Consider the following 22,478-nt stretch of genomic DNA (forward strand, 5'->3'; position numbering starts at 1 on the left):
TCTCGTTCCAGTTCCTTGATGCGCTGAGCCTCCGCAGTCGAGACACCGTCTCGCTGGCCGGCATCGACCTCGTGCTGCTTGACCCAGGTGTGCAAGGTCTGCGGCACGCAGCCGATCTTGTCGGCGATGGATTCGATGGCCGCCCACTGCGACGGATGCTCGCCACGGTGCTCCAGCACCATGCGCACGGCGCGCTCACGCACCTCGGGGGAAAACTTCGGGGACTTCTTCATGGCTCCATTCTCCAGAGTTGGAGCCTCCTCGAAACACGGGGCGATTCACGCCTGGGTCGCAGGCAGCTTGCACTGAGGAACAGGCGGCACATGCTCGGGGTCGTAGTCGATGCCCCGCGTCAGCACCGCCCACAGAAAGCGGGCGTTCTTGTTGGCCAGCGCCCCAGAGCTTTCTGCCACTGGAGTTCTGGCTCGGAACCAAGCCCACCCAGACGCTGAACTGGCGCGCACTTTTGAACTGGCGCATGTCACCGACGGCGGTCACCAAGGCTGAAGCGGTGAGATCGCCTACACCGTGCAACTGCGCGGTACGAGCGGAGGCCTGATCGGCATGCACATGCTGCTTGATCTGTTGATTACACCAGGCGATTTCATCGTGCAGCGCGCGCCAATGCGCCTGTGCTCGCTGCAATGCTAAGCGCATCACGCCGGGCAGTTCGTTGCTGGCGTTTTCCAGCACATCGTTGAGTGCACGACGCAAGGCATCAGGGCTTTGCGGGAAGACCAGCCCAAACTCAGCCAACCAGTGCGTGCGTGCCTGCTTCAACGTCAGCAGCATCAGGTCGGGTAATTTGCTGCTGAATTCTTCCGGCACGGCGCTGGGCACATGTTCCAGCCGATCCGCTTACGGCGCCGCGTTTCGTCGCGCTTCGCTTCGCAAGAAGCGGGTCGCAAGTTTCCAGACTGTCCTCCACAGTCCAGGTCTCGCATTGCATCGCATCGCACTGAATTGCGTTGCTTCGCATCACCCTTCGTCGCCTTGCCTGGTGTGGGCGCAGGAGCAGGGCTGGTGCGTGGATGCAAGTTTTCACAGGATCTAGGAGGCTTCATTCAGTATGGCGGCTTTGATGAACAAGGTGGCGATCGTCACCGGGGCGAGTTCGGGGATTGGGCGCGCGGCGGCGCTGTTGTTCGCGCGAGAAGGGGCGAGGGTGCTGGTGGCGGCGCGGCGAGAGGAGCCGCTTCAAGCCCTGGTCGAGGAGATTGCGAGCGCAGGCGGTCAGGCAGTGGCGATGGCTGGGGATGTGAGCGACGAGGCCGTGGCGCGCGAGCTGGTGGCGCGTGCGTGCGCCCAGTTCGGCGGGCTGGATGTGGCCTTCAACAATGCGGGGATTCTGGGTGAGATGGCGGCGGCGCCGGATTTGCCTCTTTCCGCTTGGGAAGCCACTTTACGGACCAATCTGACGAGCGCGTTTTTGGCGGCCAAGTTCCAACTGCCGGCGCTGGCGGCGCGTGGCGGCGGTTCGCTGATCTTCACATCGAGTTTTGTCGGCCACACCGTGGGCTTTCCAGGCATGTCGGCCTATGCGGCCAGCAAGTCAGGACTGATCGGACTGACGCAGTGCCTGGCCAGCGAATGGGGAGCACAGGGCATTCGGGTCAACGCCTTGTTGCCGGGCGGCACGGACACGCCCATGGGCCGACATGTGGCCAACACGCCAGAGGCCATGGCCCAGGTGCAGGGCCTGCACGCGCTGCGGCGCCTGGCCCATCCGGACGAGGTGGCCCGTTCGGCGCTGTATTTGGCTTCGGACGCTTCGAGCTTCACCACAGGCAGTGCTTTGCTGGTGGACGGGGGCGTGTCGATTCACCGGGGTTGAGAGCGGGGGGATGGAGCGGCATCCGGCCCATGAGAGAGGCCGGGGGGCTGTTTGCGAGGCCCATCTTCAGCCGGCGTGTCTGGCTTTATGCTCGTCGGGGCGACGTGCGCGGCGCGTTCGTCTGGAGGCCACCCTCGATCGTTTTGAGTTTTTGCTTTTTGTTTTTCGGTACCGGGCTCTCGCCGCGCCTACGGATCGCCAGTCATTTTTGCTCTTTCCTTTTCAAGCCCATGCTCTTGCGCATCCATCACGTCGCCATCATTTGCTCGGATTACGCCGTGTCCAAGCGCTTCTATACCGAAGTGCTGGGGCTGCGGGTGCTGGCCGAGCAGTACCGGGCGGAGCGACAGTCTTACAAACTCGATCTGGCGTTGCCGGATGGGGGGCAGATCGAGCTGTTCTCGTTTCCAGGCGCGCCCGCGCGGCCCTCGTATCCTGAGGCGCAGGGGTTGCGCCATCTGGCGTTTGAGGTTGAGGATGTGCATGCCTGCTGCGCAGCCTTGCGGGCGCAAGGTGTGGCTGTCGAACCGATTCGATTAGACGCCCACACGCAGCGGCGTTTCAGCTTCTTTGCGGACCCGGACGGGCTGCCTTTGGAGCTGTATGAGCGCTCGGTCCGGGAGGAAGTGGAGCCGGGCCAGCCCAGCGCCTGAGGGCGCGGATGCTCTGGTGAGCGATGGGAGGGCGGGGCGGCGGGCGCTCAGTCTTCGTGATGTTCGTCAGCGCTTGCGGGGCTGGCTGCGCGTGGTTTGCGCACGCCGGGCTTGGCAATCAGTTCGACGTAAAAGCTCTCCGCCTTCTCCGCGGCATAGGCATTGATGCGCTCGGTCAGCGCGCCTGGGTGGATGGACTCGGCCGTGGCGGCGCTGCTGCCGAACTTGCAGTCGAAATCCCAAAAGTCCACGCCAGCGGGGCGGGGCTTGTTCTGCTCGCGCTTGATGTATTTACGGATCTCGTGCTTGGTGGCTTCGAGCAGGCGGTCGGGGTGCTTGCCTTCGACGTGGAGGGGGTAGGTTTTTTTCAAGTGGGCTTTCTGGGCAAGTGGTGCCGGCCCGGGCGATGAGCGCACGGCGATGGCGAAACAGGGCGCGATTATCCCCTGGAGGCGCCCGCCAGTCGTCATGGAGCTTTTGCGCCGGGCTTGCCCTTCGATTCGGCGCTTCGGTGCCGGGGTTTGGGTCGATACTGGACTCAGAATAGCGCCATCCTCCTTGGCCGAGGACGTATGGGGTTGCCCGTGGCGCCCGGCGCGGCGATGGCGGCGCCGGTTCATCAAGGCATCATCATCGGCAACTTCTTTTTCTATCTCCAGGACGAGCAGCAGCAGATGGCGCACGACAGGCTGGGGGCCATGCGGGCCGGGGCACAGAGGACAGGGGGCATGCGCCGCGGCGCAGGTCTGTGTCCGCCTGGTGTGACGCTGCTCTTGGGCCTTGCGTTGCTGCTGGGCTTGGCGCAAGCACAGCCCGGGCACATGTCGGCCAGCCAGGTGGCGCCGCCTGGAAGCGCCGGTTCAGCAGCCAGTTCCGCGCTGCGCAGTTCGCACAGCGAAGTGCCCGATCTCTGGACGCAGTTGGAGCGGGTCGAGCGCGGCGGCACGGCCCGCGCTGCCCTCAATCTGCCGGTGCTGGCGGCCTTGGAGGGGCGCGCGGCCCCGGGCAGCCTGGAGCTCTTGGAGTTGCTGGCCCTGCGTGGTTCGGCCCTGGTGGAAACCAAGGACACGGTGGCCCTGCAGCCATTGCTGGATCGCCTGAAAGCCTGGCCCGACAGTCGCCATCACGCTGCGGCCCAGCTGGCCGAGGCCTGGGTGCGTGCGCAGCAACTCAATCGCGAGGGCAAGTCGGATCAGGCGCTCAAAGCCATGTCGACCTTGCCCACCGAATGGACGCCCGAGATCCCTCTGAGCCTGATGGTGCGTTTTCTGAGTCAGCTTTGCATCGCCGAATCCGAAGCTGGGCGGGTCGAGCAGGCGATCGCCCATGCCAATCAGGCCTTGCAGCTGGCCGAGCGCTCGCGGGCGTCCTGGCGCCGCGCGGCTGCGCTGTCCAGCCTGGCCTATGCCTTGCTGCGTGCCCAGCAGTTTGAGCGGGCTGCCTCGGTCATCGAAGAGGCGCTGCAAGAGGCCGGGCGCGACCCCGACCCCATGTTGCTCTACCGCGTGCACAACACACGCGCCATCATCCTGAGCCAGCTCAAGCGCTTTGACCGGGCCCAGGCCTCCATGCAGATGGCCTTGAGCGCCGCACGCGACAGCGGCTCGCTGACCTTGCAGTCGTTGGCCCTGGCCAACTTCGGCGATTTCTACCTGCGCCAAGGCAATTTCGCCAAGGCCCGCCAGTATTCCGAGGAAGGCCTGGCCCTGGCCCGCCGCAACGAAGACAGCAGCAACGAGGCCCTGGCCTTGCACAACCTCGGCATCGCCCTGATCCAGCTGCGCCAGGTGGAGCAGGGCAAGGGCTATGTCATGCAGTCCATCACCGTCAGCCAGGCCCAGGGCTTGAATGGCCAGGTGGCCGACAGCCTGCATGAGCTGGGCGATGCGCTGGAGCGCATGGGAGATCTGGGCGGCGCCGCCCATGCCTTTCAGCAGCACCGGCGCATGATCGACCAGCAGCTGCGCGAAGAAACCCGCAGCGCCGTGCTCGAGCTGCAAGCCCAGTACGACGACGACCGCCGTGCCAAGGAAATGGCCCTGCTCAACCGCGACCACAGCCTCAAGCTGGAGCAGCTGCGCGCCCGCGATCTGCAGCTGCAGCTCTGGGCGGCGGTGGGGGCGTGCGTGGTGCTGTCGGCCGTGCTCCTGGGCCTGGCCTACCAGCGCATCCGCAAGACCAATCTCGCGCTGGCGCACAGCAATGCAGCACTCAAGGTGCAGGGTGAGCGTGATCCACTCACCGGCCTGGCCAACCGGCGCCATTTTCAGACGGCCATCCGTCGCCTGGCCGAGCATGGCCAACTGCGCGCCTCGGTGTTTTTGATCGACATCGATCATTTCAAACGCATCAACGACAGCCATGGTCACGCGGTCGGTGACGCGGTGTTGATCGAGGTGGCCGAGCGCCTGCGCAGCTGCCTGCGCGACGAGGACTTGTTGGTGCGCTGGGGCGGCGAGGAGTTCCTGATCGTCATCGATGCGCGCCAGCCGGCGCAGATCGAGCACCTGGCCCAGCGGCTCTTGAACCAGATTGCCCAGGCCCCGGTGCGCTTCGGCCCGGGCCTGGCCCAGCTGCTGCCCATCAGCGCGTCCATGGGCTTTGCCAGCTTCCCGGTGGCGCCCCACGACTGGACGGTGGACTGGGAGCGCGCCATCGCCCTGGTGGACACCTTGATGTACATGGCCAAAGCCCATGGCCGCAATCGTGCCTTTGGTCTGCAGAGCCTGGGCGCCGGGCAGGCCTCGCTCGATGCTGCTGGCTGCCTGGCGCTGAGCGAGCGCATGGAGGAGGCCTGGCAGCAAGGCGAGCTGGCCCTCTTGCAGCTGCAAGGTCCAAGTTTGCCCGCCAGCCCGTCCGCGGTGCCGAGCGAGGGTGGGTTATGAGTCAGTCCATGCCCTCGCACCGGGTTCAGAGGGCCGCCCGAGCCGCGGTGCTGCTGGCCTCATGGCTGTCGCTGTCACCGCTGGCGGCCCAGGACACTCGGCCACCCGAGGCTGCCATGTCGGGGGCGGCGCCCGCGGCCAGCGCCGCGCGCTTGACGCCGACCGCCTGGCCCTACGAGCGCAGCTTCGACGATTCGCTGGAGCTGTTGCTGCGCCAGGGTTTCGATCGACCCGAGCAAGCCCTGCAGCGCGTGCGTGCGATGCAAAAGGACCGGGCCATGGCCCGCCACAGCCTGCCTCTGTTGCTGGCTGAAGGCCGGCTGCTGGTGCTGGCGGGTGAGTTCACGCCGGCCCAGGCCTTGGCCGATCGATTGGCGCAGCACCCCGAGGCGCGTGACGCCGCTCTGCTTTTGCAAGCCGAGTGGGCGGATCGCCAAGGCCAGGGCATTCGTGCCACAGCCCTGGCTCGCCAGGCTTTGGCCGGTTTGAGCTTGCACTGTCCCAGCTCGGCCAGCCTGCAAAGCGTCCAGGCCTCGGGGGCGGGTGGGCGCTCGGCCTTGCCGGCCGCCTGCGATTTCCGCCTCAGCTGGTCGGCCCTGCGCCTGATCGAGCGCAACCAGATCCGCTCGGGCACCTTGCCCTTGGCCGAGGCCACGGTGCAGTGGGCCTTGGCTCTGGCACAGGCCGGTGGCGACCGTCATCTGGCGGCCAACAGCATGGGCACCCTGGCCATGTTGGCGCAGATGCAGGATCAGGCTGAGCAAGCCAAGCGCTGGCTGGTCCAGGCCCGGCAGCTGGCCCAGGGCGATGCACTGGCGCTGTTCAAGGTCAAGAACTACGAGGCCTTCGTGGCCAGCCATCGCCAGGACCACGCGGCCAAGCTGCGCGCGCTGGAAGAGTGCGTGGAGCTGGCGCGTCAGGCCGACGCACCACGCTGGCTTGCACAGGCGCAAAGCAATCTGGCGGATGCCTACCTGCAGCTCAAGCAGCCGGCCCGGGCGCTGGAGGTGGCGCGCCAGGCCTTGCCTTTGTTCGAGCAGCGTGGCGACATCCGCATCCAGCGCACCATTCGTCACAATATGGCAGTGGCCTATGTGCAGCTGGGCGACTACGAGCAGGCCAAGCGCGAGGTGGCGCGCATCGAGGCCATGAGCCAGGGCCTGGTGGACCAGGGCCTGCGTGTACAGGAGCTGCGCGAGCTCGGCGAGGCCTGGACCGAAGCCGGCCAGTTCAAGGAAGGTCTGGCCGCTTACCACCTGGAGCGGCGCCTGAGTGCCGAGTTGGTCGAGATGAATCGCGCCAGCGCCTTGCAGCAGCTGCAGCTCAAGTACGACAGTGAGCGCAAGCAGCGCGATCTGGAGTTGTTGCAGCGCGACCAGGCTCTGGTGGACCATCAGCTCGCCAACCGCCAGCGGGTGCAGCAAGTGGGCGTGGCCGTGGCTTTGCTCTTGGGTCTGTCGCTCATTCTGGTGGCGGCCATGGTGCAGCGGGTACGGGCTGCCCACAAGCGATTGCGCGCCAACGAGCAACTGCTCAAGGCCCAGAGCGAGCGCGACCCCCTGACCGACCTGGCCAACCGCCGCCATTTCCTGGCCGTGATGCAGGAGCATGCGCGGCGCGAGTTCCACGGTGCCTTGCTGATGGTGGACATCGACCACTTCAAGCATGTCAACGACCAGCATGGCCATGGGGTCGGCGATGTGGTGATCTGCGAGGTGGCCCGGCGCCTGAGCCTGGCCGTGCGGGCCGAAGACCTGGTGGTGCGCTGGGGCGGCGAGGAGTTTCTGGTCTTCGCGCCGGGTATTGCGCCCGAGGACTTGCTGCCTTTGGCCCAGCGCGTGCTGCAAGGCATTGGTGGCGAGCCAGTGGCCAGCAGCGAGGGGCCGCTGCGCATCACCGTGTCCATCGGCTGCGCGCATTTCCCGCTCCAGCCCAGCGGCCTGCCGCAGCATTGGGAGCAGGCGGTCAACTGGGCCGATATGGCGCTCTACACCGCCAAATCACGCGGTCGCAACCGGGCTGCCGCCATCGTCACCGTCAAGGCCGGCGACCGCCAGGCCTTGCAGCAGATCGAGGCCGATTTTGACGCCGCCTGCTCCAGCGAGCGGGTGCAGCTGCAGCAGGTGCTGGGCCCCGGGGCCTGATCCCGAATCTCAGTCCTTGCGGGCCGGCGCTTCCGGCGTATCGACACCGTAGCGGTCGGCCTGGCGATCGCCGCGCACCCAATGGGTGTAGACATCGGGCGTGATGGGCAGCATTTCGGCGTTCCATTGCTCCCACAGGGCGCGCATCGTGGCCAGGCGTTCTGCTTGAGCCGATGCCAGATTGGCGCGCTCGCGCGGATCGCGGCTGAGGTCGAACAGGAATTCATGCTGGCGGATGCGCAGGTACTTCATCGAGCCCTCGCGCAGCGCCCGCTGGCCCTGGGCCTTGTAACGCCAGAACAGGCGGCGCGCCTGGAGCGGCTCTCGGCCTTGCAACACAGGCAGCAAATCGATGCCGTCGCTGGCCAGGGCGGGCGCCGGCGCGCCGGCGGCGGCCAGCAAGGTGGGCAGCATGTCCATGCTGATGGCGGTTTGTTCACTGACGCCAGCCTGCAGCCGCGCCGGCCAGCGCAGGATCAGGGGAACACGGATGCCGCCTTCCAGCAGCTCGGTTTTCTGGCCGCTGAAAGGCCAGGTGCGCGAGAAGCGTTCGCCGCCGTTGTCGCTGGTGAAGACCACCAGGGTGTTGTCCTCCAGCCCTTGCTCGCGCAAGGCTTGCAGCACCCGGCCGATGCCGCGGTCCATGGCCTGCACCATGCGGCCGTAGGTCTCCAGGCTGCCGCCGTCGTGGTGCAGCAGGCTCTTGAGCTGCCCGGCCAGGGCGGCATCCTCCGGGCCTTCCCAGGGCCAGTGCGGCGCGGTGTAGTGCAGGCTCAGGAACAGGGGGCGAGGGTCGGTCTTGCAGGCCTGGATCACTTCGACCGCCCGGCTGCTCAGCAGGTCGGTGTAGTAGCCCTGGGTGTCGAGCAGGCGCTCGCCGTCCCAGAAATCGACCTGCGCTTTGGGGCCGGTGCTGTCCTTGTGATTGAAGTAGTCGATGCCGCCGCCGAGATTGCCGTAGAAGCTTTCGTAGCCGCTTTTCAGCGGGCCGAAGGCTGGTGGGTGGCCGAGATGCCATTTGCCGACCAGGGCCGTGCGGTAGCCGGCTGCGTGCAGCTGTCCAGGCAGGGTGGGGTGATCGGGAGGCAGACCGTGGGGCGAGTTGCGGCTGGGAATAGGCTCTTCCAGGCCCACGCGCAGGCGGTACTGGTAGCGGCCGGTGATCAGCGCCGTGCGCGTGGCCGAGCAGACCGGTGAATTGGCATAGGCCTGGGTCAGGCGCTGGCCTTGAGCGGCCAGGCGGTCCAGCACCGGAGTGCTGAAATCGGTCTGACCATAGCAGCCGAGATCACCCCAGCCCAGGTCGTCGGCCATGATGAAGACGATGTGGGGCGCTGCGCCGGCCGGCTTGGCGGGGTCGGCCGCCTGGGCCGAGGCCGAGCCGGCCCCCAGGCCCAAACCGGCCGCGGCGCCCAGGCTGCGCTCCAGCCAGTCGCGTCGGCTCCAGTGGCCTCGGTGGGTGGGTGAATCGCTCATGCCTGTCTCCGCGGGGATGCAAAGCCGGGCATGCTAGCGCCGGCGTCGGGCCCAGCCCCCCGGGGATTCACTGGTAGCTGCGCAGAATGGCGTTCAGCCGGCCTGATTTCTGCAGCTGCTCCATGGCCCGGCGCAGGGCGCGCAGCGTCTCTTCCGGCAGATCGCGGCGGGCGTACAAGCTGTAGTTCTTTTCGTTGACGACAAAGGGCGGCGCGAAGCTGGCGCGATCGATGCCGGTCTGGCGCAGGGCGTAGCTGAGCAGGTAGTCGGAGGAGATCACGGCGTCGAGCCGCTCCAGGGCCAGCATGCGCACGCCCTGGAAGGGGTCGGCCATGGGGAATTTCTGGATCGCTTCGTCGTTGTTGATGCTCTCGTCGTAGAAGGCCCCGCGGGCCACGCCCAGCAGGCGGCCGCGCAGCTGGCTGACCTGGCTGATGCCGGCGGCTTTGCGCGTCAGCACCACGAACTTGAAGCTGTGAAAGGGCATGACCTTTTGGGCCAGGGCGTCCAACTCGGGGCCGTCGACGCCCACCACCAGATCGGCGCTGCCGTCCTTCAGCCCCAGGGCCAGGCGCACGTAGACGGCGGAGTTGATGCTGACGGCGAGCTCGGCCTGCTGGGCCAGGGCATTCATGATCTCGATGTGCATGCCGGGCCGTTGGGCCTCGCCGCGCAGGGTGTAGGGCGCCACATCGTTGATCAGCACGCGCAGCGGCGCCGGCGGCAGGGCCGGCGCAGCGGCCACGGCACCTTGTGCCGCCGCAGGGCGGCCGGACCACAGCAAGCACAGCGCCAGCAGCGCTGCCCGGCAGGAAGGGCGCAATTCAACACGCATGCGGCAGTTTAGTGCCGCTCTTTCTTCGCCTTGCGCTGACCTGCGCTGCCCTGGCACCTACTCGCTCAGCAGCAGCACACTGGCGCAGGCCGGCAGTTGCAGGCGCAGGCGGTGTCCGCCATCGAGCAGCTCCAGCGCCACCGGACCCGCATGCCCCGGCTGAACGCCGCGCCACTGGCGCACCTGCAGGGGCAGCTGCCAGACGGGGATCTCCAAGCTCAGGGCTTGATCACCGCGGTTCACAGCCACGACCGTGGCTTCCCAATCGGTGTGGCGTGCAAACACCAGGGCCTCGTCGCTCACCGCCAGGGTCTGCACCGCGCCGTGGCGCCATTCGCCGCGGCTCTGGCGCAGCTGGATCAGCGCGCGGTAGTGCTGGAACAGGGGCAGGTTCCACTGCGCGCGGTCCCAGGGGAAGGGCCGGCGGCAGTCGGGGTCCTGGCCGCCGGGCAGGCCGATCTCGTCCCCGTAGTAGACACAGGGCGCGCCCGGGCTGGTGAAGAGCAGGGTGGCGGCCAGGGCCATGCGGGCCGTGTCTTCGCCCAGCAGGGTGAAGAAACGCGAGGTGTCGTGGCTGTCCAGCAGATTCAGCTGGGCCAGCTGGTTGGCATAGGGGATGGTGGCGCGGCCGCGCGCCAGCCAGCGCTCGAAGGCCACGGTGCTCAGGCGGATCGGCTGGTAGGCCACGTCCAGCCCGGCCAGCCAGGCGCGCACCGGGTGGGCGAAGCCGTAGTAGTTCATGGCCCCGTCTTCCTGCTCGCCCTGCAGCCAGCGCGTGGCCTCGGCAAAATGCTCGCCCAACACGTAGGCTTGGCCGTTCTCCTGCTTGATGGCCTGGCGGAACTCGCGCACAAACTGGGCGTTGTTGCGCGCGCCCGGGCCTTCGCCCAGCATGTGGATGACGTCGAGGCGCCAGCCGTCCACAGCATAGGGTGGGCGCAGCCAGTGGCGCAGCACGGCGTCGGGCCCGGCGTAGATGGCCTGGCGCAGCGCGGCCGAGCTGAAATCCAGTACCGGCAGGGAGTCATAACCCTTCCAGCCCAGCGGCCGGCCCTGGCCGTCGAAGGCATAGAAGCTGCGGTAGGGCGAATGGATCGACTGCGCCGCGCCCAGCTCCGCATGCACGCCGGTCTGGTTGAACCAGGGGTGGTTGACGCCGGTGTGGTTGACCACCGCATCCAACACGAGCCTCATGCCGCGCGCGGCGGTGGCCTCGCGCAGCTCGACCAGGGCGCGGTTGCCGCCCAGCTGTGCGTCGACCTTGAAGTAGTCGTCGCAGTCGTATTTGTGGTTGCTGCCTGAGCTGAAGATGGGGTTCAGGTAGAGGGCGCTGATACCCAGCTCCTGCTGCAGATAGTCGAGCTTTTCGGTGATGCCAGGCAGGTCGCCGCCGTAAAAGCTGTTGGCCGCATGGGCCGGGTCCACCGGCTCATGCCAGGCCGGTTCCACCACCGCGCGGCCCGCCTGGCCGGGCAAGACCTGACCCTGGCGGCTGGGCGGCCGCTCGCTGTGCTCGCCGGCATGAAAGCGATCGGGGAAGATTTGATAGAAAACATGCTCGCGCACCCAGTCGGGCGGCTGGTGCTGGCGATTCAGGCGGAAATGCAGGCTTTCTGGCGGCAGGTGCTCATGCGCGCCATCGGCCGCCAGCCAATGCTGCGTGCCATCGAGCAGCACCTTGAAGGCATAGAGCGTCAGCGCATCGCCGTGGTTCCAGGGCAGCCAGGCCTGCCAGCGGTGCAGCTGGCCCTGGCGCCCGACGTAGTGCATGGTGATCAGCTGCTCTTCGTTGTCGGGCTGGCTGCGCAGATAGACCTGGTCCAGCTGTTCACGTTCGCTGAGCAGGCTGATCTCGCAACCTTCGGGGCCGCGCTGCACCCAGGGGCTGATCTGCGGATGGACCAGGAGCAGCGGATGGGAATCAAGCAGCATTGGCGGGTCTTTCGGGTTCTCGGTCTTGGGGCGGCCCGGGCAGGCCGATCCGGGCCGGCATTCTGCGCAGAGCCCGGCCCCTGATGCGTCCGCCCCGGGGGTGGAATCTGGGGTGGAGGCAAGGCGAGGGCCGGCGCTCAGCGCGGCACGGTGCGAGCCCGCTGCATGGCTTCTTCGCGCGAGCTGATGTGCAGTTTGGCGTAAAGCCGGTTGATGTGGGTCTTGACCGTGGTGACCGAGACGAAAAGCTGGGCGGCGATCTGCTCGTTGCTGAGCTCGCTGCCGATCAGCTGCAGCACCTGCCACTCGCGCCGGGTCAGGCCGAAGGGCGGCGGGTTGGTGTGCTCATCGGCGCGGCTCGCGGGCTGATTGTTCGGGCGAGGGGTGTTGCGCTGGGTCTCGGGCATGAGCGAGGCTTGAGTCGGCCCGCCTCGCAAGACCTGCAACCAGTGGCGCGCGTTCTGGCGCGCCAGCGGGTGGTGGACGATGGCCGGCTGGGCCAGCAGGGCGGCCAGCGGCCCGACCAGCTTGGGCGCCAGCAGGCGCACGCGGTTCAGCGTCTCGTTCAGCTGCTGGGCGCTGCGCAGGGCCTGCAGGCCATCTCGCAGGGCGTCCAGCCCGGCGCCGCCGGCCGGCTGGCTCAGCGCCCTCAGCAGCGCCTGCTGCCAGGCCAGTCGCTGCAGCCCGCGGGCCTGCATGGCTTCGGCCCAGGCCACGAGGCGCGCATCCGGCCAGGGGCGGGCGGCCAGCAAGGCGGCGCAACCCTGCAGCCAGGCGCGCTCGAAATCGAACAGCGAGGCCGCCGTGGGCACGAGGGCGGCGGCGCTGTCTTCGCCCGGGTTCAGTGCCGCCCAATGCAGCAGGCGTGGCATCTGGTGTTGCAGTGAAGCGAGGTGGATCTGCGCTTGCAGCAAGCGGTTGCGCCAGCGCTTGCAGTAAAAGGTGTGGCTGTCGCGCTGGCTCAGGGCCTCGATCTGTCGCGCAGCCGCCTCGACCTCGCCGCTGTTCAAGCCCGCCTGCGCCTGGTCCACCAGGCGCGGGAAGGCGAAATAGTCCTCGGCCGGCAGCGGGCCATCCAGCAAGCCCAGCTGCTGCCGCAGGGCCTGAGCCTGCGCGGCGAAGAAACGGGCGCTCTCGCCGGGCTCGGCCCCGGCCTCGTCGTCCAGCTCCAGATGCACCTCGGCCAGGGCTTCCAGGGCTTCGATCTGCAGCAGGCTGCAGTCGTCGCGACGCGCGCCCTTGAGTGCCGCCGTCAGCGGCGCGAGGGCGGCGCGCGGCTGGCCGGCCGCCAGCCAGGCTCGGCCTAGGGTGGCCCGGGCCATCAGGGCCGGCAGGATCAGGTCATTGGGGAAGGCCGCGATGGCCGCTTGGGCCTCGGCCACGGCGCGGCTGCTTTGGTCAAACGCCAGGGCGACGCGGGCTTGCAAGGTGGCGCGCAAGCCCTCGTTCAGCCCTTCAGCCGCCGGCAGCAGGCGTTCCACCGTGTGGGGCTCGCCCACGGCTTCGATGGTCCAGGCCAGGCGCAGTCCCAGCAGCTCGCCGCGCTGCAGCGCGGGCTGCAGCAGATTGGGTTTCAGCAAGCGGCCCGCCAGCTCCTGCTGCGGGCCCAGCAGCAGGGCCCAGCCAGCGCGCTCCAGCACCTGCAGCTGCAGGCCGGCCCAGCCGTGCTCCAGCGCCAGGCGCGCCGCCAGCAGGGGCTGGGGGCTGCGCAGCAAAAGTTCCACCGCGCGGCTCAGCATGGCGTCGAAGCTGGCGGGCTCCCGCTCGCGCCAGCGCTGCACGGCGCTCAGGCCCTCGGCCACCTGGTCCGCGCCGCCGGCGGTCAGGGGCGGCAGCTCGCGCGGAGCACAGGCCAGCGCGGCAGCCAGCAGGGCCGGGTCCTGCGCGCCGGGCTCACCGCCGAGCAGGGCCTGCAAGGCCAGGCGCCGGCTGGCCAGGTCCAGGCTGGGCGGGAGGGCCGTGGGGGTGACAGAGGGGCTCAGCAAGGGGCGGGCAGGGGGCTGGGGTGGTGTGAGTGAAGCCGGGGCCGCCAGCGTGCGAGGCCTCGGGCGGTGCGCTCGCCGCACCGGGATCGACAAGTTCCACTCCGGGGGTGGATGCCGGGCCGCGGCGCAGTGGCAACAATGCGCTGACGCAAAGTCTACGTTCAATCGGCGCTGGGGCTTTGCGACCTGGCCGTACGCTGCTTCCTCAGCCGGCCTGTTTCACCGTTCTTGCTGCCCTTTCGCCTTGTCGTCTGCCTCCACCCCGCATCCCCAGCCCCGCCTGCTCAGCCTGGCCTGGCCCTTGTTCACCGAGCTGGGCCTGGGCATCGCCATCGGCCTGCTGGGCACGGCCCTGGCCGCCGCCATCTCGGACACGGCCGGCGCGGCCTTCGCCCTGGCCAACCATGTCTCGGCCATGCTGTTCATCCTGTTTCGCATCATCGGTGCCGGGGTCAGCGTGGTCTTGACCCAAAGCCTGGGGGCTGGCCGGCGCGATGCCGCCGATGCGGTGGCGCGCGCGGTGCTGGGCGCCAGCAGCTGGATTGGCGCCTTCAGCGCCTCGGTGGCCTTGCTGTTCGCCGGGCCGCTGCTGCGCTTGCTCAATGCCCCGCCCGAGGTGCTGCCTCTGGCCCAGCCGTTCTTGCAGGCCCTGGCGCCGGCGCTGCTGCTCGATGCCTGGAATGCCTCGATGAGCAGCGTGATGCGCGCGCACCTGCGCAGCCGAGAAGCGCTGGCCGTGGTGGTGGTGATGCATTCGGTGCATCTGATGCTGGCCTGGCCGCTGATGCAGGGCTGGGGGCCCTTGCCGGCGCTGGGCCTGCCTGGTTTTGCCGTGGCGCTCGGCTTGAGCCGGGCGGTGGGCTTGAGCCTGCATCTGATGCTGTGGCGGGCGCGTCTGGATCTGCGGCCGCAGCGCAGCGATTGGTGGCGGCTGCCGCGCCGGGAGCTGTCGGCGGTCTTGCACATCGGGCTGCCCGGCGCGGCCGAGAACATCGCTTACCGGCTGGCCTTCATGGTCAGCGTGGCGGTGGCCGCGCTCTGGGGCGCCGGGGCCCTGGCCACCCATGCGTACGTGTCGCAGCTGATGTACGGCATCTTGCTTTTCGGCCTGGCCACCGGCTTTGCCGTCGAGATCGTGGTGGGGCACTTGATTGGCGCGGGGCAGCTGCACGCGGCCAACCGCCTCGTGCGGCGGGCGCTGGCGCGCGGCCTGGTGGTCAGTGTGGGGGTGGCTTTGAGTGCGGCCCTGGCCGGGCCCTGGCTGCTGGGTTTGTTCACGACGGACGCGGTCATCATTCGAGCCGGCAGCGTGCTGCTGTGGCTGACCGTGCTGCTGGAGCCGGGGCGCACCTTCAATCTGGTGGTGATCAACGCCTTGCGCGCGGCCGGCGACGCCCGCTATCCGGTGATGGCGGGGGCTGCATCCATGCTGTTGGTGCTGGCGGGCGGCGCCTGGTTCTTGGGCGCGTTTTGCGGCCTGGGCCTGCCTGGGGTGTGGCTGGCCTATGTGCTGGACGAGTGGATTCGCGGCCTCCTGATGTGGCGCCGCTGGAACACTTTGGCCTGGGTGCCCATGGCGCGGGCTGCACACAGGCGCTTGCGCTCGGCATGATTTGGCAGCGCGGCACACTTCGCCGTGCGTCGCGTCCGGCCCGCTGCGATACTGGTGGGGATGAGCCTGAAGCCCGAATTCCGCGTTTTGTTCCACGGTTTCCTGGCGGTCCTCTGGCTGGCCGTCAGCGGTCTGCCAGCGCAGGCGCAGGCATCCGAGCACGCAGCCCCAGCTGCGGCACCCGTGCCTGCGGCTTCGGCTGCCTCGGCCGTGCGGCTGCAGCCGGGCTCCGACGAACCCGACCTTGAAGAACTGCTGCGCCAGGAATTGCGCGAAGTACCGCGCGAGGTCGAGGTTTCGGCGGCTTCCCGCTTCGCCCAGAGCGCCGCGCAGGCCCCAGCCGTCACCTATGTGGTCACGGCGGCCGAGATCCAGCGCTACGGCATGCGCAGCCTGGCCGACATCCTGCGCGCCATGCCGGGCATCCACATCAGTTTTGATGGCGGCTTCAGCTACATCGGTGCCCGCGGCCTGGGCCGGCCGGCCGATTTCAACAGCCGTTTGCTGGTGCTGCTGGACGGCATGCGGGTCAATGAGAACATCTACGACGCGGCCCTGATCGACGGCGACTTCTTTGCCGATGTTGACCTGATCGACCGGGTCGAGTACGCGCCTGGGCCGGGTTCTGCGGTCTACGGCAACAACGCCTTCCTGGGCGTGGTCAATGTGATCACCAAGCGGGTGGACAAGCTGCGTGGCTTCCAGCTGCGCAGCAGCCTCGACTCCGAGGGACAAAAGCGCCTGCGTGCCAGCTGGGGCTGGCGTGGCGAGTCGGGCTGGGAGGGCTGGCTTTCGAGCAGCCAGATGCAGCACAGCCGCCGCTCGCTCATGAACGAATACCCGCCCGAACATGAGTCGGCCCTGCGCGCGCTCAAGTGGGCGCGTGATCAGCGCGTGCTGGGTGGTGTGCGGGGGGACGGCATCAGCCTGCAGGCTGGCTTCAGCAGCGTGCGCGAGGGTCTGCCGTATTTCTTGACCGAGGACACCTGGGATCTGGGCCAGTACAACAGCCGCGGGGTCAACACTTTTTACGCCCTCGACTACGAGCGCAGTCTTGGAGCTCACTGGGATCTGGCCTTGCATCTCTCGGGCAAGCGGGTGGATTTCCAGAAGCACTCGCCCTTTCTCGATGGCCCGGACACGGTGTCGTTCTACAACGAGCGCAGTCTGGGGCGCTGGATCAACGGTGATCTGCGCCTGAGTACCCAGCTGTGGGCGGGGCACAAGCTGATGTTCGGCTTGGAGTACCAGCGAGACCTGGTTCAGCGCGTCTCTGCTGGTGCCGACGCTTACGGGGATCTCTTTGTCTTCGAAGGCGGCAACCGCCGCAACGGTCTGTTTGTGCAGGATGAATGGCGGCTCAATGATGCGCATCTGCTGGTCCTGGGCCTGCGCCAGGACCGTGCTCGCATTGGCGGCAGCAGCTGGAATCCGCGTCTGGCCTGGATCTGGCGGGCCCGGCCCGATGCCAGCTTCAAGCTGCTGTACGGCAGCGCCTTCCGGGCCGCCAATCTGTTCGAGTTCCAGGTCAACGAGCCGCGTGCCTTGCCGACACCGGAACCCGAGCGCGTGCGCAGCCTGGAGGCCGCCTGGGATCAGGCGCTCAGCCCGCAGCTGCAACTGCGGGCGTCGGCCTTTGTGTCGCGCTTGCGAAACCTGATCAGTCTCGATGATTCGCCCCAGCCTTACTTCATCAACAGCCCGCGCCTGCGCACCGAGGGGCTGGAGCTCGGCCTGGAAAAACGTTGGGACCAGGGCGCGCAGCTGCGAGCCTCGCTGTCGCTGCAGCGCACCCGCGACCCGCAAGGTCAGGGCCTGAGCAACTCGCCCCACGCCTTGCTCAAGCTGCACTACAGCAGGCCGCTGCTGGGCGACCGGCTGCAGCTCGGGTGGCAGCTGCAAGCCACCAGTCGGCGCCATACCGACGGCGAGGATTTGCCGGGTTATGTCGTGCAGAACCTGAACCTGCTCTGGCGGCCGGCGTCCGGTCATGAGCTGAGCCTCGGCCTCTACAACCTGACCCAGACTCGCTATTTCGATCAGCCCGTGGTGCAAGGCTACCCCTTGCCCCAGCCGCGGCGGAGCGCTCAGCTGAGCTGGACCTGGAGCTTCGAGTGATGACGAAGCGCCTGCCTGCCGCGACCCTGCAGCGCCGACGCCGCCAGGCGCTGGCCCTGCTGGCGCTGCTCGCCTCGGCCCTGAGCCCGGTGCGCGCCGGCCTGGGCCTCGACGATGCGCAGCTCAAGGCCGCCTTCATTTACCGCTTCGCCCAGTTCACCCAGTGGCCCGGGCCGCCGCCGCAGGAATTCAGCTACTGCGTGGCGAGCGCACCGGCGCTGCGCGAGGCCATGTCAGGCCTGCCACAGAAGCCCCATGCCGTGGCGACGGTCAAGGTGCGCAGCGTCAGCGAACCGCAGCAGGCCCTGGGCTGCCAGGTGCTGGTGCTGGGCCTGAGCGAGCGGGCCGATCTGCTGCGTTGGCAGCAGGCCTTGGGGGCCGAGCCGGTGCTGGTGGTGGGCGACAGCGCCGAGGCTTTTCGTGCCGGCGTGTCGATCGCCTTGCTGGTGGAGCCCAATGGCCTGGCCTTTCGTATCAACCACAGCGAAGCCAAGCGCCGCGGCCTGAGCCTGAGCTCGCAGATGCTCAAGCTGGCGCGCGAGGTGAAGTAGCACCGGGCGCCGATTGCGCGGGTCGTGTCGGCCACATGGTCCGTTTGCACCGGGCCTGCTTCACCGCCTTGTCACCCCTGGCTTGAAGAATGCGCCGCGTACGCAGGCCCCTGCTCCTGCGCCCCACGGAGCCTTCTTCCTCATGATCACCAAGACTTTTGCCCGCGCCCCGGGCGCCCTGAATACGCTGGTTCTGGCCCTGACCCTGGCGGCCGCTGCCACCTCGGCCCAAGCCCAAAGCAACACCCTGATCGGCTGGGCCAAGATGCCCGCCAATACCTTCTCGGACGGCCCGACCTCGGGCCAGTTCGCCTCGGGCGCCGGCGGCAACCCGCTGCCCTTGCTGAACAAGCAGCCGGTGCAAGGCTTCTCGGCCGTGCTGAATGGCCCGAGCGCCGGCAGCTACCTCTTCATGCCCGACAACGGCTTCGGCACCCAAGGCAACTCGGCCGACACCTTGCTGCGCATGTACGCCGTGACGCCCGACTTCAAGACCATCTCGGGCGGCAGCGGCACGATCTCGGCTGCCAGCTACCAGACCGGCGCCAGCCTGCCGGCCTTCAACGCCGACAGTCGCATCACCCTGGCCGACCCGGACCGCAAGCTGGGTTTCAAGATCCAGGCCGACTACACCAACTATTACAACAACGCTGCCAACCCCCTGGTCGATGCCAGCATCCGCTCGGGCCGATTGCTGACCGGCGCTGATTTCGACATCGAGTCGGTGCGCAAGGACAAGAACGGCAATCTCTGGTTCGGCGACGAGTTCGGCCCCTTCCTGGTCAAGGCTGATGCCACGGGCAAGGTGCTGCGCACCGAAGTCGGCCTGCCTGGCGTGATGGCACCGCAAAACCCGCACCTCAACGGCGGCGTGGCCAATCTGCCGGGCTCGGGTGGCTTCGAAGGCATGGCCATCAACCCGGCCGGCGACAAGCTCTACACCTTGATGGAAAAGAGCGTGGCCGGCGACGCAGCCGGCACCCTGCGCATCAATGAGTTCAGCATCGACAGCGAGAGCTACACCGGCGCCAGCTTCCGCTACAAGCTCGATGCTGCGGGCGTGGCCATCGGCGACATGACGGCGCTGAACGACCATGAGTTCATCGTCATCGAACGCAACAACGCCACCGCCACCGCTGGCGGCACCCCCTTCAAGAAGCTGTTCCGCATCGACATCAATCGCGTCGATGCCCAGGGTTATGTCAGCAAGACCGAGCTGGTCGATCTGATGAACATTGCCGATCCGAACGATCTCAACGGAGACGGCAAGACCACCTTCACTTTCCCCTTTGTCACCATCGAAAGCGTGTTGGTGCTGGACGAGAACACCTTGCTGATCGCCAACGACAACAACTACCCCGGCACGGGTGGCCGTGATCTGGGTTCGGACCCGACCGAGTTTCTGAAGATCCAGCTGGCTAACCCGGTGCCGGAGCCCAGCAGCTATGCCATGTTGCTGGGTGGTCTGGGTCTGATGGGCGCCTGGCTGCGCCGCCGCAAGCTGGCCTGAGCGGACCCAGCAAGGAGGGAGGGGGGGCTGGCGCCCCGAACCAAGAAAAACAGGCCGGTCATCCGGCCTGTTTTTTTGCTCGCCCGCGTCAGGCTGGCTGCAGATCAAGATTGGGCCATTGTTCGGCCTGAATTTCGAAGCGGTGGTACCAGTCGGACGGCAGGGTACCGGCCCAGACCCGGTTGTGGTGGGGCTGCAGGCGTTTCTTGCCGAAGGTCAGCCGGGCTTCGGCCAGGGCCAGCAGGCTGTTGGCATTCCAGTCGCCACCGGCCGGGCTGGCCGCGGCGCCGAGTGAAATGGTCAAGGGCGCCGGACCGTCCAGATCGGCGCAAGCCGCTTGCACGGCGGCGCGCAGCGCTTCGGCCTTCTCGTGGGCGGCCGCCAGATCGGTGGCTGGTAACAGCATCACGAATTCATCGCCGCCGAGATGCACCAGGCTGCCGCCCGCGGGTTGTTGGGCTTTGAGCAGTTCGGCCACACGCAGCAGCACGGCTTGCGCCTGGGCCTGTCCCTGGTCTTCCAGATAGGCTTTGAAATGGTCGAGGTCCATGGTCAGCACCGCCAGCGGCTGGCCCGCAGCGCGTGCGGCCGCGGCCGCCTGATCCAGATGACCTTGCAGGGCCGTGCGGTCCAGCAAGCCGTTCAACTCCAGTGTGTCGGCAATGAGATTGGGCATATCAGCGCTCTCCGGTCTAAGGAACGACCCCATCCTAAGCAGGGGGCCGAACCCGGAGCATGCTCCTTTTCCCGTGGGTCGCCAGCGGCCGGTGCGCCCTTTTCTTGCGCCAGATCAGCGGCTGTGCGAGGTCAGGCGGGCCAAGGGCGAGGCCAGGCTGACGCCGGGCGCAGCCCGCCGTGCGCCGCTGCGCGCCGGGCTGGCTTCTGCGCTGGATTCTTCCAACCGGTCTTGCGGGCTGGCCGCGATCAGGCCGGCCGGGTCGCGCTGCATGGCCACGCCGACCGCCAGGATGTCGATCACCAGCAGGTGCAGGATGCGGCTGACCATGGGCAGGTGGGTGGAGACATCCTCGACATGGTCGATGATCAGGGCGACATCGGCCTTGCGGGCCAGCGGCGATTGGCCGGCCGTGATGGCGACCACATAGGCGCCGCGCGCCTTGGCTTTTTCCACCACCTCCAGCAGCTCGGGCAAGCGGCCGCTGTTGCTGATGACCACGGCCACATCGCCGGGCTTGAGCACATTGGCGGCCAGCAGCTGCAGGCGCGGGTCGGTGTAGGAGCAGCTGGACATGCCAAAGCGCAGGAACTTGAATTCCGCATCCTGCGCCACCACGCCGTAGTGGCCGACGGCATAGAACTCGATGCGCCCGGCCTTGAGCAGCAGGGCGACCGCACGGTCGATCATCTCGCGGTTGAGCTGGCTGCGCACCTGCAGGATGGCCGATGCGGTGTTGCCCAAGACCTTGGCGCCCAGCTCCAGCATGGAGTCGTCGCCCTTGACCTGGGTGTGGGTGACGGGCACGGTGCCGGTCAGGCCCGAGGCCAGGCGCAGCTTGAAGTCCGACAGGCCCTCGCAGCCCAGGGTGCGACAGAAGCGGATGACGGTGGGCTGGCTGACGTTGGCGGCGCGGGCGATTTCGACAATGGGGTCGTTCAGGGCCGAGCGCGGGTGGGCCAGCACATGGTCGGCCACGCGGGCCTCGGCCGGTGACAAGCCCGGGCGGGCGCGGCGGATCTGGCCCAGCAGGCCGGCGCCGGGCGCTTCTTCCAGCGTGGCCAGCTGGGCTTGCAGAATCGCCGAGGCGCCTTTGAAGGTGGCGTGCTCGGCGGTGATGACGAAGGTCGGGATGCCGGCCACATAGTCGCTGAAGCGGCCTTTGTCCTCGAAGCGGGCGCGGAAGCTGGAGCGGTCGAAAGCCTCACCCAGGCGCGGCACGATGCCGCCGCCGATGTAGACGCCGCCCAGGGCGCCCAGGGTCACCGCCAGATTGGAGGCGGCCGTGCCCAGCAGGCCGCAGAAGACTTCCAGGGTTTCGACGCACAAGGCGTCGCTGGCATCCAGAGCGCGCTGGGTGATCTTGGGCGCATCCAATTCCTCGGCCTCCTGGCCGGCATGCTCGGCCAGGGCGCGGTAGATCAGCTCCAGGCCGGGTCCAGAGAGCAGGCGCTCAAAAGACACATGGTCGTACTGCTTCCAGGCGTGGCGCAGGATGGCGATCTCGCGCTCGTCGCGCGGTGCGAAATTGGTGTGGCCGCCCTCGGTGCCCAGGGCGATCCAGCCGTCACCGGCCGGGATCAGGCCTGACACGCCCAGGCCCGAGCCCGAGCCCAGCAGGCCGATCACGCTGGGCATGCGCGCCTCGCCACCGCCGACCTGGCGCACATCGGCGGGTGAGAGCCGCGGCAAGGCCATGGCCAGGGCCGTGAAGTCATTGACCACGACCAGGGTGTCGAAACCCAGGCGCTGGCGCATCTCTTCGATCGAGAACTGCCAGTGGTAGTTGGTCATGCGCACCTGGTCGCCCTCGACCGGGTTGGCGATGGCGATGGCGGCGTGGGCGATATGGGGGGTGTCGGCCAAGCCCTTGAGATAGGCGCTCACAGCGGCATGGAAATCGGCGTGCTCGGCGCAGCGCAGGGAGGCGATCCGGCTGAACTCGCCCGGCGACGTCTCCAGAGCGAAGCGCGCGTAAGTGCCGCCAATGTCGGCAATCAGGCGGGGGGCGTCAAACGGAGGCAGAGAGGACATCGGCGTGGGCATCCAGGCAAGGGGGCAGGGCAGCTGCGCATTATCAGGGCCGCTCCTGGGCAGGGTAAGCCGGGCAGTCCCTGCCATGCCAGCAGCCCGGCAGCTTCGGTGTGCGCAGGGTGCCCGCAGGCTTGCAGCGGCAAGCACATATGGGGATGATTTCAACTTGAAGTTGTAGCTTCACTACTTTTTGAGAAGGCGGCAAACCTGGCTTGTTGGCCGTGTTTTGTGCG

General features: G+C 67.8%; 17 protein-coding genes. 8 read left to right on the forward strand and 9 right to left on the reverse strand.

Annotated features, from left to right (window positions below; all coding sequences use genetic code 11):
• Together AC1Q6P_RS08400 and AC1Q6P_RS08405 are read right to left on the reverse strand one after the other, a co-directional pair.
• Nucleotides 1-233 (reverse strand): transposase (locus AC1Q6P_RS08400; protein ID WP_492663683.1); only part of this gene is annotated, 233 nt, incomplete at its 3' end.
• Nucleotides 196-828, reverse strand: a complete 633-nt coding sequence (locus AC1Q6P_RS08405) for a transposase (protein WP_492703135.1) — start codon at nt 826-828, stop codon at nt 196-198. The genes AC1Q6P_RS08405 and AC1Q6P_RS08400, both read right to left, overlap by 38 nt.
• 241 nt (nt 829-1,069) lie before the next feature.
• On the opposite strand from AC1Q6P_RS08405, the gene AC1Q6P_RS08410 reads away from it, so the two are divergent.
• Nucleotides 1,070-1,834: an SDR family oxidoreductase gene (locus tag AC1Q6P_RS08410; RefSeq protein ID WP_171825868.1), complete on the forward strand. Its 765-nt coding sequence runs from the start codon at nt 1,070-1,072 to the stop codon at nt 1,832-1,834.
• Between the two features lie 230 nt (nt 1,835-2,064).
• Nucleotides 2,065-2,487, forward strand: coding sequence for an SMU1112c/YaeR family gloxylase I-like metalloprotein (gloA2, locus tag AC1Q6P_RS08415; protein ID WP_102770010.1), 423 nt, complete (start codon nt 2,065-2,067; stop codon nt 2,485-2,487).
• Between the two features lie 47 nt (nt 2,488-2,534).
• On the opposite strand, the gene AC1Q6P_RS08420 is transcribed toward gloA2, so the two are convergent.
• Nucleotides 2,535-3,170 (reverse strand): DUF6172 family protein, encoded by a 636-nt coding sequence (locus tag AC1Q6P_RS08420; protein WP_492663681.1) that lies wholly within the window; start codon nt 3,168-3,170, stop codon nt 2,535-2,537.
• A 138-nt stretch (nt 3,171-3,308) separates the two neighbouring features.
• Here AC1Q6P_RS08420 and AC1Q6P_RS08425 point away from each other — a divergent pair, with 138 nt between their 5' ends.
• Both AC1Q6P_RS08425 and AC1Q6P_RS08430 read left to right on the forward strand, forming a co-directional pair.
• Entirely contained in the window at nt 3,309-5,372 is a 2,064-nt protein-coding gene (locus tag AC1Q6P_RS08425) for a GGDEF domain-containing protein (protein ID WP_492663680.1), read from the forward strand.
• Entirely contained in the window at nt 5,369-7,516 is a 2,148-nt protein-coding gene (locus tag AC1Q6P_RS08430) for a diguanylate cyclase (RefSeq protein ID WP_492703137.1), read from the forward strand. Before AC1Q6P_RS08425 ends, AC1Q6P_RS08430 begins: the two co-directional genes overlap by 4 nt.
• Before the next feature lie 9 nt (nt 7,517-7,525).
• Here the strand turns inward: AC1Q6P_RS08430 and AC1Q6P_RS08435 are convergent, their stop codons facing one another.
• The 4 genes from AC1Q6P_RS08435 to AC1Q6P_RS08450 all read right to left on the reverse strand — a co-directional run bounded on the left by AC1Q6P_RS08435 (nt 7,526) and on the right by AC1Q6P_RS08450 (nt 13,744).
• The gene (locus AC1Q6P_RS08435) at nt 7,526-8,992 is read right to left on the reverse strand and encodes a sulfatase family protein (protein ID WP_492663679.1); all 1,467 of its coding nucleotides are present in this window, start codon (nt 8,990-8,992) and stop codon (nt 7,526-7,528) included.
• 67 nt (nt 8,993-9,059) lie between these two features.
• The gene (locus AC1Q6P_RS08440; RefSeq protein WP_492663678.1) at nt 9,060-9,827 is read right to left on the reverse strand and encodes a substrate-binding periplasmic protein; all 768 of its coding nucleotides are present in this window, start codon (nt 9,825-9,827) and stop codon (nt 9,060-9,062) included.
• A gap of 57 nt (nt 9,828-9,884) precedes the next feature.
• Entirely contained in the window at nt 9,885-11,759 is a 1,875-nt protein-coding gene (gene malZ / locus AC1Q6P_RS08445; protein WP_492663677.1) for a maltodextrin glucosidase, read from the reverse strand.
• A gap of 137 nt (nt 11,760-11,896) precedes the next feature.
• A complete protein-coding gene (locus tag AC1Q6P_RS08450) occupies nt 11,897-13,744 on the reverse strand; it encodes a helix-turn-helix transcriptional regulator (RefSeq protein ID WP_492663676.1) in 1,848 nt (615 codons plus the stop codon).
• Between the two features lie 244 nt (nt 13,745-13,988).
• Here AC1Q6P_RS08450 and AC1Q6P_RS08455 point away from each other — a divergent pair, with 244 nt between their 5' ends.
• From AC1Q6P_RS08455 to AC1Q6P_RS08470, 4 genes are all read left to right on the forward strand, one after another.
• Nucleotides 13,989-15,356 carry an MATE family efflux transporter gene (locus AC1Q6P_RS08455; protein ID WP_492663675.1) on the forward strand — a complete coding sequence of 456 codons (1,368 nt, stop codon included), beginning with the start codon at nt 13,989-13,991 and terminating at the stop codon, nt 15,354-15,356.
• 60 nt (nt 15,357-15,416) lie between these two features.
• Nucleotides 15,417-17,474 (forward strand): TonB-dependent receptor plug domain-containing protein, encoded by a 2,058-nt coding sequence (locus tag AC1Q6P_RS08460; RefSeq protein WP_171825876.1) that lies wholly within the window; start codon nt 15,417-15,419, stop codon nt 17,472-17,474.
• The gene (locus AC1Q6P_RS08465) at nt 17,474-18,025 is read left to right on the forward strand and encodes a YfiR family protein (RefSeq protein ID WP_171825877.1); all 552 of its coding nucleotides are present in this window, start codon (nt 17,474-17,476) and stop codon (nt 18,023-18,025) included. Before AC1Q6P_RS08460 ends, AC1Q6P_RS08465 begins: the two co-directional genes overlap by 1 nt.
• A gap of 142 nt (nt 18,026-18,167) precedes the next feature.
• On the forward strand, nt 18,168-19,535 hold the full coding sequence (locus AC1Q6P_RS08470; RefSeq protein WP_492663674.1) for an esterase-like activity of phytase family protein: 1,368 nt from the start codon (nt 18,168-18,170) through the stop codon (nt 19,533-19,535).
• Nucleotides 19,536-19,623: 88 nt separating this feature from the next.
• On the opposite strand, the gene AC1Q6P_RS08475 is transcribed toward AC1Q6P_RS08470, so the two are convergent.
• Both AC1Q6P_RS08475 and AC1Q6P_RS08480 read right to left on the reverse strand, forming a co-directional pair.
• Nucleotides 19,624-20,211, reverse strand: a complete 588-nt coding sequence (locus tag AC1Q6P_RS08475; RefSeq protein ID WP_165794724.1) for a GGDEF domain-containing protein — start codon at nt 20,209-20,211, stop codon at nt 19,624-19,626.
• Nucleotides 20,212-20,325: 114 nt separating this feature from the next.
• Nucleotides 20,326-22,245, reverse strand: a complete 1,920-nt coding sequence (locus AC1Q6P_RS08480) for a glucokinase (RefSeq protein WP_492663673.1) — start codon at nt 22,243-22,245, stop codon at nt 20,326-20,328.
• Nucleotides 22,246-22,478 lie beyond the last annotated feature (233 nt).

It is taken from the genome of Roseateles sp. GW835-FHT13E02, from assembly GCF_058794035.1.

Coding starts and splice junctions, on each gene's coding strand:
- AC1Q6P_RS08410 (WP_171825868.1), top strand. CDS start 1,070: ATGGCGGCTTTGATGAACAAGGTGGCGATCGTCACCGGGGCGAGTTCG.
- gloA2 (WP_102770010.1), top strand. CDS start 2,065: ATGCTCTTGCGCATCCATCACGTCGCCATCATTTGCTCGGATTACGCC.
- AC1Q6P_RS08425 (WP_492663680.1), top strand. CDS start 3,309: ATGTCGGCCAGCCAGGTGGCGCCGCCTGGAAGCGCCGGTTCAGCAGCC.
- AC1Q6P_RS08430 (WP_492703137.1), top strand. CDS start 5,369: ATGAGTCAGTCCATGCCCTCGCACCGGGTTCAGAGGGCCGCCCGAGCC.
- AC1Q6P_RS08435 (WP_492663679.1), bottom strand. CDS start 8,992: ATGAGCGATTCACCCACCCACCGAGGCCACTGGAGCCGACGCGACTGG.
- AC1Q6P_RS08440 (WP_492663678.1), bottom strand. CDS start 9,827: ATGCGTGTTGAATTGCGCCCTTCCTGCCGGGCAGCGCTGCTGGCGCTG.
- malZ (WP_492663677.1), bottom strand. CDS start 11,759: ATGCTGCTTGATTCCCATCCGCTGCTCCTGGTCCATCCGCAGATCAGC.
- AC1Q6P_RS08460 (WP_171825876.1), top strand. CDS start 15,417: ATGAGCCTGAAGCCCGAATTCCGCGTTTTGTTCCACGGTTTCCTGGCG.
- AC1Q6P_RS08465 (WP_171825877.1), top strand. CDS start 17,474: ATGACGAAGCGCCTGCCTGCCGCGACCCTGCAGCGCCGACGCCGCCAG.
- AC1Q6P_RS08470 (WP_492663674.1), top strand. CDS start 18,168: ATGATCACCAAGACTTTTGCCCGCGCCCCGGGCGCCCTGAATACGCTG.
- AC1Q6P_RS08475 (WP_165794724.1), bottom strand. CDS start 20,211: ATGCCCAATCTCATTGCCGACACACTGGAGTTGAACGGCTTGCTGGAC.
- AC1Q6P_RS08480 (WP_492663673.1), bottom strand. CDS start 22,245: ATGTCCTCTCTGCCTCCGTTTGACGCCCCCCGCCTGATTGCCGACATT.